General features: G+C 71.5%; 17 protein-coding genes. 16 read left to right on the forward strand and 1 reads right to left on the reverse strand.

Annotated elements, in window-relative coordinates; all coding sequences use genetic code 11:
- Positions 1-64: 64 nt before the first annotated feature.
- Both thrS and STBA_RS32145 read left to right on the forward strand, forming a co-directional pair.
- Positions 65-2,044 carry a threonine--tRNA ligase gene (gene thrS, locus STBA_RS32140; RefSeq protein ID WP_077062535.1) on the forward strand — a complete coding sequence of 660 codons (1,980 nt, stop codon included), beginning with the start codon at positions 65-67 and terminating at the stop codon, positions 2,042-2,044.
- 55 nt (positions 2,045-2,099) lie between these two features.
- Complete coding sequence (locus tag STBA_RS32145) at positions 2,100-2,657, forward strand: HIT domain-containing protein (protein ID WP_077062536.1); 558 nt, start codon at positions 2,100-2,102, stop codon at positions 2,655-2,657.
- A gap of 48 nt (positions 2,658-2,705) precedes the next feature.
- Here the strand turns inward: STBA_RS32145 and STBA_RS32150 are convergent, their stop codons facing one another.
- Complete coding sequence (locus tag STBA_RS32150) at positions 2,706-4,382, reverse strand: hypothetical protein (RefSeq protein ID WP_077062537.1); 1,677 nt, start codon at positions 4,380-4,382, stop codon at positions 2,706-2,708.
- A 263-nt stretch (positions 4,383-4,645) separates the two neighbouring features.
- Here STBA_RS32150 and pgsA point away from each other — a divergent pair, with 263 nt between their 5' ends.
- From pgsA to STBA_RS32220, 14 genes are all read left to right on the forward strand, one after another.
- Positions 4,646-5,323 carry a phosphatidylinositol phosphate synthase gene (pgsA, locus tag STBA_RS32155; protein ID WP_077062538.1) on the forward strand — a complete coding sequence of 226 codons (678 nt, stop codon included), beginning with the start codon at positions 4,646-4,648 and terminating at the stop codon, positions 5,321-5,323.
- Positions 5,320-6,240, forward strand: a complete 921-nt coding sequence (locus STBA_RS32160) for a phosphatidylinositol mannoside acyltransferase (protein WP_077062539.1) — start codon at positions 5,320-5,322, stop codon at positions 6,238-6,240. Before pgsA ends, STBA_RS32160 begins: the two co-directional genes overlap by 4 nt.
- The gene (locus tag STBA_RS32165; RefSeq protein WP_077062540.1) at positions 6,237-7,397 is read left to right on the forward strand and encodes a glycosyltransferase family 4 protein; all 1,161 of its coding nucleotides are present in this window, start codon (positions 6,237-6,239) and stop codon (positions 7,395-7,397) included. The genes STBA_RS32160 and STBA_RS32165 overlap by 4 nt, the downstream gene beginning before the upstream one ends.
- A 33-nt stretch (positions 7,398-7,430) precedes the next feature.
- Positions 7,431-7,991 carry a hypothetical protein gene (locus tag STBA_RS32170; protein WP_077062541.1) on the forward strand — a complete coding sequence of 187 codons (561 nt, stop codon included), beginning with the start codon at positions 7,431-7,433 and terminating at the stop codon, positions 7,989-7,991.
- Positions 7,992-8,097: 106 nt separating this feature from the next.
- Positions 8,098-9,054 carry a pyridoxal 5'-phosphate synthase lyase subunit PdxS gene (gene pdxS / locus STBA_RS32175; RefSeq protein WP_077062542.1) on the forward strand — a complete coding sequence of 319 codons (957 nt, stop codon included), beginning with the start codon at positions 8,098-8,100 and terminating at the stop codon, positions 9,052-9,054.
- 28 nt (positions 9,055-9,082) lie between these two features.
- Positions 9,083-9,673: a pyridoxal 5'-phosphate synthase glutaminase subunit PdxT gene (pdxT, locus tag STBA_RS32180; RefSeq protein ID WP_077062543.1), complete on the forward strand. Its 591-nt coding sequence runs from the start codon at positions 9,083-9,085 to the stop codon at positions 9,671-9,673.
- Between the two features lie 61 nt (positions 9,674-9,734).
- Positions 9,735-10,487, forward strand: a complete 753-nt coding sequence (locus STBA_RS32185; RefSeq protein ID WP_077062544.1) for a YebC/PmpR family DNA-binding transcriptional regulator — start codon at positions 9,735-9,737, stop codon at positions 10,485-10,487.
- A gap of 117 nt (positions 10,488-10,604) precedes the next feature.
- Entirely contained in the window at positions 10,605-11,159 is a 555-nt protein-coding gene (ruvC, locus tag STBA_RS32190; RefSeq protein WP_077062545.1) for a crossover junction endodeoxyribonuclease RuvC, read from the forward strand.
- The gene (gene ruvA / locus STBA_RS32195) at positions 11,156-11,785 is read left to right on the forward strand and encodes a Holliday junction branch migration protein RuvA (protein ID WP_077062546.1); all 630 of its coding nucleotides are present in this window, start codon (positions 11,156-11,158) and stop codon (positions 11,783-11,785) included. The genes ruvC and ruvA overlap by 4 nt, the downstream gene beginning before the upstream one ends.
- Before the next feature lie 12 nt (positions 11,786-11,797).
- Complete coding sequence (ruvB, locus tag STBA_RS32200) at positions 11,798-12,859, forward strand: Holliday junction branch migration DNA helicase RuvB (RefSeq protein WP_077062547.1); 1,062 nt, start codon at positions 11,798-11,800, stop codon at positions 12,857-12,859.
- Between the two features lie 173 nt (positions 12,860-13,032).
- Positions 13,033-13,485: a preprotein translocase subunit YajC gene (gene yajC / locus STBA_RS32205; RefSeq protein ID WP_077062548.1), complete on the forward strand. Its 453-nt coding sequence runs from the start codon at positions 13,033-13,035 to the stop codon at positions 13,483-13,485.
- Positions 13,486-13,679: 194 nt separating this feature from the next.
- On the forward strand, positions 13,680-15,437 hold the full coding sequence (gene secD / locus STBA_RS32210; protein ID WP_079252514.1) for a protein translocase subunit SecD: 1,758 nt from the start codon (positions 13,680-13,682) through the stop codon (positions 15,435-15,437).
- Position 15,438: 1 nt separating this feature from the next.
- A complete protein-coding gene (gene secF / locus STBA_RS32215; RefSeq protein ID WP_077062550.1) occupies positions 15,439-16,602 on the forward strand; it encodes a protein translocase subunit SecF in 1,164 nt (387 codons plus the stop codon).
- A complete protein-coding gene (locus STBA_RS32220) occupies positions 16,599-17,159 on the forward strand; it encodes an adenine phosphoribosyltransferase (protein WP_171987834.1) in 561 nt (186 codons plus the stop codon). The genes secF and STBA_RS32220 overlap by 4 nt, the downstream gene beginning before the upstream one ends.
- The last annotated feature ends 120 nt before the right edge of the window (positions 17,160-17,279 follow it).

Genomic DNA, 17,279 nt, shown 5'->3' on the forward strand with positions numbered 1-17,279 from the left:
CGGACTGCGCAGTGCGGGCCGAGCAGTGCGGGCCGCTTCCCCTTCATGTCGTCAGGAGAGACCGGTGTCGGACGTCCGTGTAACCCTCAAACGCGATTCCGAGCGGGAAGAACGCGTGGTGGTCGCGGGCACGACGACGGCCGCGCTGTTCGAGGGCGAGCGTTCCGTCGTGGCCGCACGGGTCGGCGGGCAGCTGAAGGATCTGGCCTACCGGCCTGCCGACGGCGACGAGATCGAGCCGGTGGACATCACCTCGCCGGACGGTCTCGACATCCTGCGGCACTCCACGGCCCACGTCATGGCGCAGGCCGTGCAGGAGCTGTTCCCGGAGGCGAAGCTGGGTATCGGACCGCCCATCAGGGACGGTTTCTACTACGACTTCGACGTCGACCGGCCGTTCCAGCCGGAGGATCTCGGCCGTATCGAGAAGCGCATGCAGCAGATCCAGAAGCAGGGCCAGCTCTTCGCGCGGCGGGCGGTGACCGACGAGGACGCCCGCAGTGAACTGGCGGGGGAGCCCTACAAGCTTGAGCTGATCGGCCTGAAGGGCGCGGCCGCCGAGTCGGCCGAGGGCGCGGGCGCCGAGGTCGGCGCCGGCGAGCTGACGATCTACGACAATGTCGACGCCAAAAGCGGCGAGCTGTGCTGGAAGGACCTGTGCCGCGGCCCGCACCTGCCCAGCACCCGCCTCATCCCGGCGTTCAAGCTGATGCGCAGCGCCGCCGCCTACTGGCGTGGCAGCGAGCGCAATCCGCAGCTCCAGCGCATCTACGGCACCGCCTGGCCCAGCCGCAACGAGCTGAAGGCGCACCTCGCGTTCCTCGCGGAGGCCGAGAAGCGTGACCACCGCAAGCTGGGGGCCGAGCTGGACCTTTTCTCCACCCCCGAGGAGCTGGGCTCGGGCCTCGCGGTCTTCCACCCGAAGGGCGGGGTCATCCGCAAGGTGATGGAGGACTACTCGCGCCGCCGGCACGTCGAGTCCGGTTATGACTTCGTCAACACGCCGCACATCAGCAAGGCGCACCTCTTCGAAACCTCGGGGCATCTGCCGCACTACGCCGACTCAATGTTCCCGCCCATGGAATTCGAGGGGCAGGATTATTACCTCAAGGCCATGAACTGTCCCATGCACAACCTGATTTTCCGGGCGCGTGGGCGGTCCTACCGGGAATTGCCGCTGCGGCTTTTCGAGTTCGGCACCGTGTATCGGTACGAGAAGTCGGGCGTCGTGCACGGACTCACGCGCGCCCGCGGTTTCACGCAGGACGACTCGCACATCTACTGCACCAAGGAGCAGATGCCCGACGAGCTGGACGCGCTGCTCACCTTCGTGCTGGGGCTCCTGCGCGACTACGGGCTCAGCGAGTTCTACCTCGAACTGTCGACCCGCGGTGACTCCGACAAGTTCATCGGTGAGCCGCAGGAGTGGGCGGAGGCCACCGAGACGCTGCGGCAGGCGGCGGGGAAGCAGGGGCTTGAGCTGGTCATGGACCCGGGCGGCGCCGCGTACTACGGGCCGAAGATCTCCGTCCAGGCGAAGGACGCCATCGGCAGGACCTGGCAAATGTCCACCATCCAGGTCGACTTCCAGCAGCCGAAGCGATTCGGGCTCGAATACACCGCGGCCGACGGCACGCGGCAGACGCCGGTGATGATCCACCGGGCGCTCTTCGGTTCCATCGAGCGTTTCTTCGCGGTCCTGCTGGAGCACTACGCGGGCGTCTTCCCGCCGTGGCTCGCGCCCGTGCAGGCCGTGGGCATTCCGATCGGCGATCCGCACGTGCCCTACCTCCAGGAGTTCGCGGCGGAAGCGAAGGCCGCAGGGCTGCGGATGGAGGTGGATTCCTCGGCCGACCGCATGCAGAAGAAGATCAGGAACGCGCAGAAGCAGAAGATCCCGTTCATGGTCATCGCCGGGGACGACGATGTCGCCCAGGGAGCGGTGAGCTTCCGGTACCGGGACGGCTCGCAGAAGAACGGCATCCCGCGCGCCGACGCGCTGCGCGAGATCGCCGAGGCCGTCGAGACGCGCGCCCAGGTCTGAGCGGCGGGTCCCGGGGCCCGCCGCCCCGGGACCCGCGCGGGCCCGTGTACGCCATATGCTGGCCGCCATGAGCAGCGAGCCGGAGCACCAGATCGGGGTGGGGACGCCCGACGCGTTCCAGCGCCTGTGGACGCCTCACCGGATGGCCTACATCCAGGGAGAGGGCAAGCCCACCGGACCCGGCGCCGACGACGGCTGCCCGTTCTGCTCCATCCCGGGCAAGAGCGACGAGGACGGGCTGATCATCGCCCGCGGTCGCGAGGTCTACGCCGTCCTCAACCTCTACCCGTACAACGGTGGTCACCTGCTGGTGGTGCCCTACCGGCACGTCGCCGACTACACCGGGCTCACGGACGCGGAGACCACGGAGCTGGCCGAGGTCACCAAACAAGCCATGACCGCGATCCGCACGGCCTCCGGGGCACACGGCTTCAACATCGGGATGAACCAGGGCTCGGCGGCCGGTGCCGGCATCGCCCCCCACCTGCACCAGCACGTGGTGCCCCGGTGGGGCGGGGACGCCAACTTCATGCCGGTCGTCGGACACACCAAGGTGCTGCCGCAACTGCTCGCCGACACCCGGCGGATGCTGGCCGGCGCCTGGCCGGCCTGAGCCGGGGGCACCGGCCCGCGCGCGGGGCCCGCGCCGGGCGGCCCCGCCTCACATGTTGTACTCGTCCGCCCGCTTCGGCTCCGCGGTCTGCACCTGCCCGCTGAGCGCCTGCGACCTGCTCTCGAACGGGGTGACGTCCACCCCGTTCTCCTCCAGCACCCGCAGGGCCGCCGCGTGCGCCACGCGGAGCACCGGCGTCGCGGCCCGCAGGGCGTCGTCCACCATGAAGCGGTGGTTCCACGGGGTGGTCGCCCAGGTGTGCCGCAGGCCGAACGGCTCCGGCAGGGCCAGCGTGCCGCCGAACTTGTCCAGGCGGGCGGGGAACCAGGTCAGCGGGGCGCGGGCGGCCAGCCGCACGACCTCTTTGGCGTCCACGAGGGGCAGCGGCTGCTTCTGCTTCTTCCAGGGGCGCAGCGGATTGGGCACATCCTTGGTCTTGGTCGCGGGGCCCTTGCGGAAGAAGCCGTGGATCGGGCCGAGCGCGTGCGCGGTCACCTCGATGCGCAGCGTGTGGTGCAGCACGGTCACCGTGATCATCATGGTGACGACCAGCTCGCCGTCCCACAGCACGAACTGCACGCCCAGGTAGTGCCGGTCGCCGCTGCCGAACTGCTGCTCGTTGCAGATGCGCTGCACCTCGATATTGCTGAAGCTGAAGCCCTCGGCGTTGGGGCCCTCGGGCCGTGAGACCTCAGAGGCGCCCTCGCCGACGTGCCGCACCACCCAGTGCGTTATCGAGGGGGCCGAGAAGCCGCCGGTGTGCAGCGGGCCCCGCTCCAGCATCCGCAGCTGGTCGTGCATCGCCCTGGCGACGTCCCAGCTGCGGAACGGGTCGATCTCGCGCCCGGGGTCGCGGGGCCGAAGCTCCTCCGCGAGCTGCCAGCTCGCCCAGCGCACGCCCATGCCCAGTATCCCCTTGGGCCCCGCGTAGTGGACGAGATTGCTGCTCTGCTCCGCGGCCAGCTTCGCCAGGCCGATCCGCAGCCGCTCCGCGTCCGCGTCGTTCGGATTCTGCGGGACAGCCTCCGGTATCCGCGCCCCGGCGCCGCCGCCGCCCAGCAGCTCCGACCAGTGGGCGCGCAGATTCTTCGCGGTGCGCTCACTGATCTGCCGGGCCAGGAACCAGCCGATGATCGGTGCGGGCAGCATGGCCCACACGTAGATCTGGAGAATCCCGGACACCGGCAGTTGCAGCACCAGGAAGACGATCAGGGCGCAGAGCAGCACCAGCAGCGCCATGCCGAACGCGCCCGCCCGCTTGTCCTGCGCCCCCGCGATCGTGCGGCGCAGCTGGAAGAGGCCGAGCCATATCAGCACACCCGGCAGGAAGAGCAGGCCGAAGGCCAGCATGATCGCCGTCAGCCGCCGGTCGCGCTGCTTCCTGATCCGCTTGGCGGCCAGCGCGTGCTCCACGACCATCTGCGGCTCGGCGCCGAAGGACTGGATCAGCGGCTTGCGCCCGTCCGCGAGCATCCGCATCTCGACGGCGCGGGTGAACGCCTCCCCGAGATTCGGCTCCAGCAGCGAGAACTTGCCTGCCTTGAACGCCGCCGCGTCGTTGGCCTCCGCTATGTCGCCCGGCGCCACATCGCGGTACGCGACCGACGCGATGGCATGACTGACGCCCGTCTTTCCGCTGCTCACGGCGGACAGCGGGACCTGGGCACCCGGCGCGAAGTCGAACTCGACCCCGGCCGCCCTCCTCAGGTCGTCCAGCCCGGCCATGGGCCACCCCCAAACCTTTCCCGCCTCCGGGGGCCCGCCCCGCAAGCCCCGCCGACTCCGGCCGCCGTCTGGCCTTTGCCCTTCCCGGCGGCCCGGCAACCCTGCGCGGGTTCAGCCTAGCGGCGCGTGACCACCCCGACGGCCGATTCAGGACCTTCCGCCCTACCGCCGGGCCCCGCGCCGCCGCCCGGTGGGCGTGACTACGATGGGGCCCTTACGGTGGCCGCCCGACGCTGCGGCCCCCTGCGACCCCTGGGAAGGACATGCTCAACAAGTACGCGCGTGCTTTCTTCACGCGTGTCCTCACGCCGTTCGCCGCACTGCTGCTGAGAATGCGGGTGACCCCGGACGCCGTGACACTCATCGGCACCGCCGGAGTGATGGCGGGAGCACTGGCCTTCTACCCCAGGGGCGAGTTCTTCTGGGGCACGGTCGTCATCACGCTGTTCGTGTTCTCCGACCTCGTCGACGGCAATATGGCCCGGCAGATCGGCACTTCGAGCCGCTGGGGCGCGTTCCTCGACTCGACGCTCGACCGCCTCGCCGACGCCGCGATCTTCTCCGGCATCGCGCTGTGGTACGCGGCCGACGGCGACAACCTGGCGCTGTGCGCCGTGACGCTGTTCTGCCTCGCCAGCGGCCAGGTCGTCTCCTACACCAAGGCCAGGGGCGAGAGCATCGGCCTGCCGGTGAAGGTCAACGGCCTGGTCGAACGGGCGGAGCGGCTGGTCATCACGCTCGTCTGCGCCGGATTCGCGGGCTGGGAGCGGACGTTCGACGTGCCGCACATCGACATCCTGCTGCCCATCGCGCTGTGGGTGGTGGCCGCGGGCAGCGCCGTGACCCTGGTGCAGCGCGTGGTCACCGTACGCCGGGAGTCCGCCGAGGCGGACGCCGCGGAGCGGCGCGCGCAGGAGCAGGGCAGCGGACCGGCCTCATGAACGAACGGCTGGCCGGCGTGCTCTACGGGGCCGGGTGGGGCGCGGTCAAGCGCCTGCCCGAGCCCGCCGCGCGCGCCCTCGGCCGCCGGGTCGCGGACCGTTCCTGGCGCCGGCGCGGGCAGGGCGTGCGCCGGCTTGAGGCGAACCTCGCGCGCGTCGTTCCGCAGGCAGGCCCCGCCGAGCTGCGGGCGCTTTCGCGGGCCGGTATGCGGAGCTACCTGCGGTACTGGATGGAGTCCTTCCGGCTGCCGGTGTGGAGCAAGGAGCGCATCCGCGACTCCTTCGCCGGAGAGGACATGCACCGGCTCACCGACGGGCTCGACTCCGGACGCGGCGTCGTCCTGGCGCTGCCCCACATGGGGAACTGGGACCTCGCCGGCGCCTGGGCCGTCACGGCGCTCGGCACCCCGCTGACGACCGTCGTCGAACGGCTGAAACCCGACAGCGTCTTCCAGCGGTTCATCGCCCACCGCGAGTCCCTCGGCCTTGAGGTGCTGCCGCACACCGGCGGCGCCTCGTTCGGGAAGCTCGCCAGGCGGCTGCGCCAGGGCGGCCTCGTCGCCCTCGTCGCCGACCGCGACCTGTCCGCGTCCGGCGTCGAGGTCTCGTTCTTCGGCGAAACCGCGCGCATGCCCGCGGGACCTGCCATGCTGGCCCAGCAGACGGGCGCGCTGCTGCTGCCGGTCAGCCTGTGGTACGACGAGACGCCGGTGATGAAGGGGCACGTCCACCCGCCGGTCCCGGTGCCCGACTCCGGGACCAGGGCCGAGCGGACGGCGGTCATGACCCAGTCCGTGGCCGACAGATTCGCCGCCGGTATCGCCGCCCACCCGCAGGACTGGCACATGCTCCAGCGACTGTGGCTGCGCGACCTGGAACCGCGCCGGGCGGCCCTTGATGGAGGCGGAACGGTATGAGGATCGGCATCGTCTGCCCCTACTCCTGGGACGTGCCGGGGGGTGTTCAGTTCCACGTGCGCGACCTGGCGGAGCACCTGGTGCGGGGCGGTCACCACGTCTCCGTTCTCGCGCCCGCCGACGAGGACACGCCGCTGCCGCCGTACGTGGTCTCCGCGGGCCGTGCCGTCTCCGTGCCTTACAACGGGTCTGTCGCCCGGGTCAATCTCGGCGTGATGTCCGCGAGCCGGGTGCGTCGCTGGGTCCACGACGGCGACTTCGAGGTGCTGCACATCCACGAGCCCGTCGTGCCCTCCCTCGGGCTGCTGACCTGCTGGGCCGCGCGCGGCCCGATCGTGGCCACGTTCCACACCTCCAACCCCAGGTCCAGGGCGATGATCGCGGCCTACCCGATCCTCCAGCCCGCGCTGGAGAAGATCAGCGCAAGGATCGCGGTCAGCGAGTACGCGCGGCGCACCCTCGTGGAGCACCTCGGCGGGGACGCCGTGGTGATTCCGAACGGGGTGGACGTCCGTTTCTTCGCGGATGCCGAGCCCAAGGCGGAGTGGCAGGGCGGGACCATCGGCTTCATCGGCCGCACCGACGAGCCGCGCAAGGGGCTCCCCGTGCTGATGCGTGCGCTGCCCGCCATCCTCGCCGCCCGGCCGGACGCGCGGCTGCTCGTCGCGGGGCGCGGGGACGCGAAGGAGGCGGTCTCGGGACTGCCCGCGCAGGTGCGCGAACGCGTCGAGTTCCTCGGCACGATCAGCGACGAGGACAAGGCGAGGCTGCTGCGCAGCGTCGACCTCTACGTCGCGCCCAACACCGGCGGCGAGAGCTTCGGCATCATCCTCGTGGAGGCCATGTCGGCGGGCGCGCCCGTCCTCGCGAGCGATCTCGACGCGTTCGCCCAGGTCCTGGACGGGGGAACGGCCGGTGAGCTGTTCCCGAACGAGGACGCCGACGCGCTGGCCGCCGCGGCGGCCGGGTTGCTGGGCAATCCGCGGCGGCTGGCCGAGCTGCGCGCGCGGGGCAGCGAGCACGTCCGCAGGTTCGACTGGTCCACCGTCGGGGCCGACATCCTCGCCGTGTACGAGACGGTGGCCGCGGGCGCGGGGGCCGTCGCACCGGACGACCGGGTGGGTCTGCTCGGCCGGCTCGGCTTCGCCCGCGACTGAGCCGCCGCGGCCCGGCCGGTAGGGTGACGGGCCGTGACCACAGTCATCTGGATCGCCGTCGCCCTGGTGCTCATCGGTATCTACCTCAGCTGGACCGCCGGGCGCCTCGACCGGCTGCACGCGCGCATCGACGCGGCCCGGGCCGCGCTGGACGCCCAACTGCTGCGCCGCGCCTCCATCGCCCAGGAACTGGCCTCCGCGGGCGTGTTCGACCCGGCCGCGTCGATGGTGCTCTACCAGGCGGCGCACGCCGCCAGGCTCGCGCAGGAGGAGCAGCGCGAAGTCGCCGAGAGCGAGCTGAGCCAGGCGCTGCGCGTGGTGTTCGCGGAGAGCGCGCAGGTCGAGGCGGTGCAGGAGGCGCCCGGCGGCCTGGACACGACGGAGGAGCTGGTCGCGGCGGTGCGCCGGGTGCCGATGGCCAGACGCTTCCACAACGACGCGGTGCGCGCGGCCCGCGCGGTGCGGCGGCACCGCACGGTGCGCTGGTTCCGGCTGGCGGGCCATGCGCCGTTCCCGCTGGCCTTCGAGATGGACGACGAGCCGCCCCCCGCGCTGGCCGGCCACGTGGTGCGGGCCGAAGGCCGGGGCCACTGAGCGACGATTGGCCCTTCCAACAGGGGCCACTGCGCAGGTTTCATCGAGGGCGTGGCATCCGCGGGCGCCCGGACGTCTTCGAGGTTCCGCCCGGAACAGCCCTACCATGGTCCTGTCGCACACATTTTCGTCGAGTGAGGTCAATTCCGTGTCCAGCGCGTCTTCCAGTGCCCCCCAGACCCCAGAAACCGGCACCGCCCGCGTCAAGCGAGGCATGGCGGAGCAGCTCAAGGGCGGCGTGATCATGGACGTCGTCACCCCGGAGCAGGCGAAGATCGCCGAGGACGCCGGTGCGGTGGCCGTCATGGCGCTGGAGCGCGTGCCGGCGGACATCCGCAAGGACGGCGGCGTGGCCCGTATGTCCGACCCGGACATGATCGACGGCATCGTCGAGGCCGTCTCCATCCCCGTGATGGCCAAGTCCAGGATCGGGCACCTGGTCGAGGCCCAGGTGCTCCAGGCCCTCGGCGTCGACTACATCGACGAGTCCGAGGTCCTCACGCCGGCCGACGAGGTCAACCACACCGACAAGTGGGCGTTCACCACCCCCTTCGTGTGCGGCGCCACCAACCTCGGCGAGGCCCTGCGGCGCATCGCCGAGGGCGCGGCGATGATCCGTTCCAAGGGCGAGGCCGGCACGGGCAACGTCGTCGAGGCCGTCCGCCACCTGCGCCGGATCAAGGGCGACATCGGCCGGCTGCGCGCCCTGGACAACAACGAGCTGTTCGCCGCGGCCAAGGAGCTGCGCGCCCCCTACGAGCTGGTGCGCGAGGTCGCCGGTCTCGGCCGGCTGCCCGTCGTGCTGTTCTCCGCGGGCGGCGTCGCCACCCCCGCCGACGCCGCGCTGATGCGGCAGCTCGGCGCCGAGGGCGTCTTCGTCGGCTCCGGCATCTTCAAGTCCGGCGACCCGGCCACGCGCGCCGCCGCGATCGTCAAGGCCACCACCTTCTACGACGACCCGAAGGTCGTCGCGGACGTCTCCCGCGGACTGGGCGAGGCCATGGTCGGCATCAACATCGACACCCTGCCCGAGGCGGAGCGCTACGCCGAGCGCGGCTGGTGAGCAGGGCAGGAAGGCGAGGCACCACCCCGTGACCGCACCCGCCATCGGCGTGCTCGCCCTCCAGGGCGATGTACGCGAACACGTGGCCGCGCTCACCGGGGCCGGCGCGCGGGCCGTGCCCGTGCGCCGTCCCGGTGAGCTGGCCGCCGTCGACGGCCTGGTGATTCCGGGCGGCGAGTCCACCACCATCTCCAAGCTGGCGACCGCGTTCGGCCTGCTGGAGCCGCTGCGCGAGCGGGTCCGCGCCGGGCTGCCGGTCTACGGCTCCTGCGCGGGGATGATCATGCTTGCCGACAAGATTCTCGATCCGCGCTCGGGGCAGGAGACCGTCGGCGGCATCGACATGATCGTCCGGCGTAACGCTTTCGGGCGGCAGAACGAGTCGTTCGAGGCCGCCGTCGAGGTGGCGGGTGTGCCGGGCGGGCCGGTCCAGGGCGTCTTCATCCGCGCCCCCTGGGTGGAGTCCATCGGCGCCGCGGCCGAGTCCATCGCCGCGTACGAGGGCCACAGCGTCGCCGTGCGGCAGGGACCGCTGCTCGCGACCGCGTTCCACCCGGAGCTGACCGGCGACCACCGCGTGCACGCGCTGTTCGCCGACATGGTGCGCGCCGCACGGTAGACGGCTCCCGGTAGGATCACCACGTCGGTTGAATTCTGGGTGACATCGAAGGAGCAGCGCTGTGTCCGGCCACTCCAAGTGGGCAACCACCAAGCACAAGAAGGCCGTGATCGATGCCAAGCGCGGCAAGCTGTTCGCAAAGCTGATCAAGAACATCGAGGTCGCGGCCCGCACGGGCGGCGGTGACCCGGACGGCAACCCCACGCTCTACGACGCCATTCAGAAGGCGAAGAAGAGTTCCGTGCCCAACACCAACATCGACCGGGCAGTGAAGCGCGGCGCGGGCCTGGAGGCGGGCGGCGCCGACTACCAGACGATCATGTACGAGGGATACGGCCCCAACGGGGTCGCCGTACTGATCGAATGTCTCACCGACAACCGCAACCGCGCCGCCTCCGACGTGCGCGTCGCGATGACCCGCAACGGCGGCTCGATGGCCGACCCGGGCTCGGTCTCCTACCTGTTCCACCGCAAGGGCGTCATCATCGTGCCCAAGAGCGGGCCGACGGAGGACGATGTGCTCGGCGCGGTGCTCGACGCCGGTGCGGAGGAGGTCAACGACCTCGGCGAGTCCTTCGAGGTGCTGAGCGAGGCCGGCGACCTGGTCGCGGTGCGGACCGCGCTCCAGGAGGCCGGTATCGACTACGACTCGGCGGAAGCCGCGTTCCTGCCGACCATGCAGGTCGAGCTCGACGAGGACGGCGCCCGCAAGATCTTCCGCCTGATCGACGCGCTGGAGGACAGCGACGACGTGCAGAACGTCTTCGCCAACTTCGACGTCGCCGACGAGGTCATGGCCAAGGTCGACGCCTAGGACCGGGGCCCGGCGTCCTGGCCCGCGGGCCCCGGCGGCTCGCCACCGCGGAATTGTCGGTGCCGGCCGGTAGCCTGCCGGAACGGCCGACCGGAGACGGCGAGCGAGGGAGGGCCGGTGCGTGTCATGGGCGTGGACCCGGGGCTGACCCGCTGCGGGCTCGGCGTGGTGGACGGCTCGACGGGGCGGTCGTTGCACATGGCCGCCGTCGGCGTGCTGCGCACCCCCGCCGAGGAGGAGACCGCCGCGCGCCTGGTCCTGATCGAGCGCGGCATCGAGGAGTGGCTCGACACCCACCACCCCGACGCGGTGGCCGTCGAGCGCGTGTTCAGCCAGCACAACATCCGCACCGTCATGGGCACCGCCCAGGCCAGCGCCGTGGCCATGCTCTGCGCCGCCCGCCGCGGCCTTCCCGTCGCCCTGCACACGCCCAGCGAGGTCAAGGCGGCCGTGACCGGGAGCGGCCGGGCCGACAAGGCGCAGGTGGGCGCCATGGTGACGCGCCTGCTCCGCCTGGACGCCCCGCCCCGCCCCGCCGACGCGGCCGACGCCCTGGCCCTGGCCATCTGCCATATCTGGCGCGCCCCCGCGCACGACCGGCTCAGCCGCGCCCGCGCCGCGGCGTACCCGGGGTCAGGCGCGCCCCGACCGAAGGGCACCATCCGCTCATGATCGCCTTCGTCCAGGGGCCGGTCGCGGCCCTCGCCCCCGACTCCGCCGTGGTGGCGGTCGGGGGCATCGGGATCGCCGTCCAGTGCACCCCCGGCACGCTCGCCGGGCTGCGCCCCGGCGAGGAGGCCAGGCTGGCCACCTCGCTCGTCGTCCGGGAGGACTCGCTCACCCTCTACGGCTTCGCCGACGAGGACGAACGGCAGACCTTCGAGCTGCTCCAGACCGCGAGCGGCGTGGGGCCCCGGCTGGCCCAGGCCATGCTGGCGGTGCACAGCCCGGACGCGCTGCGCCTGGCCGTCGCCACCGGCGATGAGAAGACCCTCACGGCCGTCCCCGGCATCGGCAAGAAGGGCGCGCAGAAGCTCCTGCTGGAGCTGAAGGACCGGCTCGGCGAGCCGCTGGGCACCGGGGCGCGCGGCCCGGCCCGGCCCGCGGGGCCCGCCGCGGCGGGCTGGCGTGAGCAGCTGCACGCCGCCCTCGTCGGCCTCGGCTACGCACCGCGCGAGGCCGACGACGCGGTGGCCGCCGTCGCCCCGCAGGCCGAGGCCGCAGCCGCGGACGGCACCGCGCCCTCCGTGTCCGGCCTGCTGCGCGCCGCCCTCCAGACCCTCAACCGCACCCGGTAGGAAGCGATCCGCATGAGCGCGTACGAGCAGGCAGGCGAGGCGGGGGAACGCCTGGTGGGCGCCGCGGCCGACGGCGAGGACCTGGCCGTCGAGGCCGCCCTGCGGCCCAAGGACCTCGGCGAGTTCATCGGGCAGACCCGCGTCCGCGAGCAGCTCGACCTCGTCCTGCGCGCGGCGCGCGCCCGGGGCGCCACCGCGGACCATGTGCTGCTCTCCGGGGCGCCCGGGCTCGGCAAGACCACCCTGTCCATGATCATCGCTGCCGAGATGGCCGCCCCCATCCGCATCACCTCGGGCCCGGCCATCCAGCACGCGGGCGACCTCGCGGCCATCCTCTCCTCCCTGGCCGAGGGCGAGGTCCTGTTCCTCGACGAGATCCACCGGATGTCCAGGCCCGCCGAGGAAATGCTGTACATGGCCATGGAGGACTTCCGGGTCGACGTCATTGTCGGCAAGGGGCCAGGGGCCACCGCCATTCCGCTGGAGCTGCCGCCGTTCACCCTGGTGGGGGCCACCACGCGGGCCGGGCTGCTGCCGCCGCCGCTGCGCGACCGGTTCGGTTTCACCGGTCACATGGAGTTCTACGAGCCGGCCGAGCTGGAGCGGGTGGTGCACCGTTCTGCGCACCTGCTGGGAGTCGAGGTGACGGCGGACGGCGCCGCCGAGATCGCCGGCCGCTCCCGCGGCACCCCGCGCATCGCCAACCGCCTGCTGCGCCGCGTCAGGGACTACGCCCAGGTGCGTGCGGACGGCGTCGTCACCCGGGAGACCGCGACGCGGGCGCTGGCCGTCTACGAGGTCGACGAGCGCGGTCTCGACCGCCTGGACCGGGCGGTGCTGCGCGCCCTGCTGAAGCTGTTCGGCGGCGGTCCGGTCGGCCTGTCCACCCTTTCGGTCGCGGTGGGGGAGGAGCGGGAGACGGTCGAGGAGGTCGCGGAGCCGTTCCTGGTGCGCGAGGGGCTGCTGGCCCGTACCCCGCGCGGGCGGGTCGCCACTCCGGCGGCCTGGCGTCACCTGGACATGGAGCCGCCGCCCGCCGCGGCCGGCGGACAAGAAGGACTGTTCGGGACGTGACGATGCGCGACCGCGCGGATTTACCCCGTGTGGAACTCCGATAGCATCCTGGACGTTGTTCCCCAGGCGCGGCCTCGCTTAGACTCCGCCGATGCCGTCCCCACTCAGGACGGCATGCCCACCCCCCGAATATCAGGCTGCTCCGGCGGCCAGACAAAGGAATTTCCTCCACCGTGGACATCGCGTTTCTCTTCCCGTTCATTCTGCTCATCGGTGTCATGTTCCTCATGACACGCTCTGCCAAGAACCGGCAGCGCCAGGCCATGGAGATGCGGAACTCGATGGAACCCGGCACCGGCGTGCGGACCATCGGCGGTCTGTATGCCGAGGTCAAGGAGGTCCGTGAGGACTCCGTGCTGCTCGAGATCGCGCCGGGCGTGCACACTCTCTTCGCGAAGAACGCCATCGGGGCCGTGCTGGACGCCGAGGAGTACGAGCGCATCATCAGCGGCGACGACTCCTACCCCGACGACGACGACACCGTCGTTCCGGACGACGCCTCCGCTCTGACCGAAGGCGAGGGGGACCGGGTCGAGCTGGACAAGACCGACGCCGAGGACCGCGACCGGGCCGAGTCGCGGGACGACAGGGACGACGACGGCGAGAACGGATCTGCCAGGTCCTGAACGCGGCGGCACCGGCCGCCCGTCAGTCATTCCGCTGAGCCGCGCGGCGGTCACCGGCCGCGGGTCGCTGGACAGAGAGAGACGAGAAGGTGGCGACACCGAAGAGGGACCTCAGGTCCTCCCCGAAGAGGAATTCCCGGCCCCGGGGAGCGCAGGGCAGGCCAGGACGGGCCCTGCTGCTGGTAGTGCTGATCATGGGAGCGCTGACCGGGGGCATGTTCCTCTCCGGTCACACCACCCCCCGTCTGGGAATCGACCTCGCCGGCGGTACGAGCATCACGCTCTCGGCGGTGGCCGAGGAGGGCGCCGAGGACGCGATCAACTCGACGAACCTCAACACCGCGGTCAACATCATCGAGCGCCGGGTCAACGGCCTCGGTGTCCAGGAAGCCGAGGTCCAGACCCAGGGCGACCGGAACATCATCGTCAATATCCCCAAGGGCACCGACGAGGACCAGGCCAGGGAGCAGGTCGGCACCACCGCCGAGCTCGGCTTCCGGCCGGTGCTGACGATCGGTTCCGCGGTTCCCATGGAGGAGCCGACGGAGGAACCGACGGAGGAACCGACCGAGGAGCCGACCGAGGAGCCCTCGGACGGGGCCTCGGACGAGCCTTCCGGTGAGGAGCCCACGGACGAGCCCACCGAGGAGCCGGCGGACGACGCCTCGGACGAGCCCACGGACGAGCCCACGGAGGAGCCGACCGACTCGGGTGACGGTGGCGACACCAGCAACCAGGGCCTGTCCGCTCCCGGCGCGGCCGGCTCCGTCAGCCAGGCGTCCTACCGCACGGACGAGACCGACGCCCCCGAGGAGCCCACCGAGGACGAGGCGGCCCAGGAAGCGGCCGATCTCCAGGCCCGGCTCGACGCGCTCGACTGCGGCACCGAGGAGGCCAGGGTCGCCTCCGGCCGCGAGGCCGCCACGGCCAAGGACGAGGACGTCATCGTCGCCTGTGACGACGAGGGTGTGTACAAGTACGCGCTCGGCCCGGTGGCCGTTCCTGGCACCGACGTCAGCGGCGCGGACGCGGTGTACGACACCCAGCGCGGCCAGGGCTGGATCGTTCAGATGGAGTTCAACGGCTCCGGTGCCGACAAGTTCGCGGACATCACCGCCGAGCTGGCCACCCAGGTCGAGCCGCAGAACCAGTTCGCCATCGTCCTCGACGGCGGCGTCGTCTCCGCCCCCTCGGTCTCCGAGCGGCTCGGTGGCGGCAGCGCCGAGATCTCGGGCGGCTTCAACCAGGAGTCCGCGGACGACCTGGCCAACATCCTCAAGTACGGTGCCCTGCCCCTGAGTTTCGAGGAGGCGAGCGTCTCCACCGTCTCCCCGACCCTGGGCGGCGAGCAGCTGGAGGCCGGCCTCATCGCCGGCGCCATCGGCCTGGCGCTGGTCGTGATCTACATGGTCACGTACTACCGCGGCCTGGCGCTGATCGCGTTGGCCAGCCTCATCGTCTCCGGCGTGCTGACCTACACGATCATGTCGCTGCTCGGCCCGGCCATCGGCTTCGCGCTGAACCTGCCGGCCGTATGCGGCGCCATCGTGGCCATCGGCATCACGGCGGACTCGTTCATCGTCTACTTCGAACGCATAAGGGACGAGATCAGAGAGGGCAGGAGTCTGCGGCCCGCGGTGGAGCGCGGGTGGCCACGGGCCCGGCGCACCATCCTGGTCTCGGACTTCGTGTCCTTCCTCGCCGCGGCGGTGCTGTTCGTGGTCACGGTCGGCAAGGTGCAGGGCTTCGCCTTCACCTTGGGCCTCACCACGGCCCTGGACGTCGTGGTCGTCTTCCTGTTCACCAAACCGCTGATGACGCTGCTCGCCCGCCGCAAGTTCTTCGCCAGCGGGCATCCCTGGTCCGGGCTCGACCCGAAGCGACTCGGCGCCAAGCCGCTGCTGCGCGGCCGGCGCCCCGCCCCCGTTCCCAGCGACCCGAAGGAGGCGTGAGATGTCACGGCTCGGCGATCTCGGTGCACGGCTGTACCGCGGCGAGGTCGGCTTCGACTTCGTCGCCAGGCGGAAGATCTGGTACGCCTTCTCCGTCCTGATCACCATCGTCGCCTTCGCGGGCCTCGGCATCCGCGGCCTCCACATGGGCGTGGAGTTCGAGGGCGGCGCCGTCTTCACCACCGAGGGGACCGAGGTCTCGGTGGAGGAGGCGCGCGAGGTGGCCGAGGACGCCTCGGGCAGCCAGGCGCTGGTGCAGACCCTCGGTGACGACGGGGCGATGCGCATTCAGGTCAGCGGCCTGGGCACCGAGCAGTCCAACGAGACGCGCGCGGCCCTCGCCGAGGCGCTCGGCGTTCCCACCGAGGACCTGAACGCGGAGCTGATCGGCCCGAGCTGGGGCTCCCAGATCGCCAACCAGGCGTGGCAGGGTCTGGCGATCTTCCTCGTGCTCGTGGTCATCTACCTCGCCATCGCCTTCGAATGGCGCATGGCGCTCGCCGCCCTGATCGCCCTGGTCCACGACCTCACGATCACCGTCGGCGTCTACGCGATCGTCGGCTTCGAGGTCACGCCGGGCACGGTCATCGGCCTGCTGACCATCCTCGGCTATTCGCTGTACGACACGGTCGTCGTCTTCGACGGGCTCAAGGAGACGACCAAGCACTTCACCAAACAGACCCGCCACACCTACGGCGAGCTGGCCAACCGAAGTCTCAACGGCACACTGGTGCGTTCGATCAACACCTCGGTGGTGGCCCTGCTCCCGGTGGGCGCGCTGCTGTTCATCGGTGGCGGCGCCCTCGGCGGCGGCATGCTGAACGACATCGCGCTCTCGCTGTTCGTCGGCCTCACCGCCGGTGCGTACTCCTCCATCGTGATCGCCACGCCCCTGGTGGCGGACTTCAAGAAGCGCGAACCGCAGATCCGGGCCCAGGACCGCAAGGTTCTGGCGCGCCGTGCCAAGCGCGCGGAGGACGGCAGGGACGACGAGGACGGCACCGGCGAGGCGGCCGAGGAGTCGCGGACCGACGCCGAGGGCGCGGACGAGGACGACGAGCCCGCTCCGGTGGCCGCCGCGGGGGCGCCGGGACCGCGCGGCCCGCGGCGCCAGCCCGTTTCGCGCACGCGGGGACGCGGCCGGCCCTCGGGGAAGCGGCGGTGACCGCCGTGCCGCCCGTCCCGGCGGATGTGGCCGGTCTGCTGCTGAGCCGCATCCGGGACGTGCCCGACTATCCGCGGCCGGGAATCGTCTTCAAGGACATCACGCCGCTGCTGGCCGACCCGGAAGCGTTCTCCGCGCTCACCGACGAGCTGGCCGCGTTCTGCCGCAGGCACGGCGCGACCAAGGTGGTCGGCCTGGAGGCGCGCGGCTTCATCCTGGCGGCGCCGGTGGCCGTCCGGGCGGGCCTCGGCTTTGTGCCGGTCCGCAAGGCGGGCAAGCTGCCGGGCGCCACCCTCTCGCAGGCGTACGAGCTGGAGTACGGCAGCGCGGAAATGGAGATCCACGCCGAGGACCTGACCGCGGACGACCGGGTGCTGGTGATCGACGACGTCCTGGCCACCGGCGGCACCGCCGAGGCGTCGCTGCGCCTGATCCGGCGCTCCGGCGCGCGGGTGGCCGGACTCGCCGTGCTGATGGAGCTGAAATTTCTCGACGGCCGCGAGCGAGTGCTCCCCGAACTGGACGGGGCCCCCTACCAGGCGCTCATCACCGTCTGAAACAGCCCGCGCACGCGCCCGGCGCCCGCATATCGTGCGGGCGCCGGGCGCTTACGCGGGCTTGCGGGCGTGAGGTTCACCTGGGCTCGTTACCATGGCAGTCCGATCGTTTCCCGGCCG

The sequence above is a fragment of the Streptomyces sp. MP131-18 genome (genome assembly GCF_001984575.1).
GTDB lineage: Bacteria > Actinomycetota > Actinomycetes > Streptomycetales > Streptomycetaceae > Streptomyces > Streptomyces johnsoniae.